This is a genomic window from Flavobacterium sp. RSSB_23 (assembly GCF_051547145.1).
Taxonomy (GTDB): domain Bacteria; phylum Bacteroidota; class Bacteroidia; order Flavobacteriales; family Flavobacteriaceae; genus Flavobacterium.
Genome location: NZ_JBPTTO010000049.1, coordinates 1 through 686, shown reverse-complemented (window position 1 = coordinate 686; position 686 = coordinate 1). Strand labels below are relative to the sequence as shown.

Annotated in this window: 1 protein-coding gene; it reads left to right on the top strand. The window is 35.1% G+C overall.

Features of this window, described 5'->3' with window-relative positions; genetic code table 11:
- Window positions 1–686: DUF7507 domain-containing protein (locus tag ACSVH9_RS16310; RefSeq protein ID WP_438064630.1), on the top strand; the 686-nt coding region annotated here is incomplete at both ends.

Sequence of the window (686 nt, the reverse complement as noted above, 5' to 3'; positions counted from 1 at the left end):
GTTGGACAACCTGAATCTACACTTACAGCAGCAACATCAATAATTACAAATAATAATAACTGTGTAGGTTGTAATAATGGTGCAATCGATATTACAGTGAATGGAGGAACAAAACCCTACCAATTTTTATGGTCAAATGGAGCTACTTCAGAGGATATAGATAAACTTGCCTCTGGAAACTATAGTGTAATAATTAGTGACAATAAAGGATGTAGCATTGAATACAATTATGTAATCAACGAATCTGGAATAGAAATCACAAAAGATGGCGTATACGTAGATAGTAATAATGATGGTATCACGAATGTAGGCGATGTTGTGGCTTACAGCTTTATAGTTAAAAACACAGGAAATGTAACTTTGACTAATGTAACGGTTCTTGATAACAATGCTACAATTGTTGGTGGTCCAATTGCATCGCTTGCTGTTGGCGCAACTGACACTACTACATTTACTGCCACCCATCAATTAACACAAAATGATATTGATAAAGGAATCGTTTATAACATTGCTCTTGTAAGAGGATACGATCCTGAGGAAAAAAGCGTAACAGATACGTCTATCGATTCTACGCCTTGTATAAAATGTCCAAGATCTTTAGAATGCCCTGATTGTACTATTACTGAATTGAATCAAAATCCAAGTATTGACATCACAAAAGATGGCGTGTATGTAGATAGCAACAA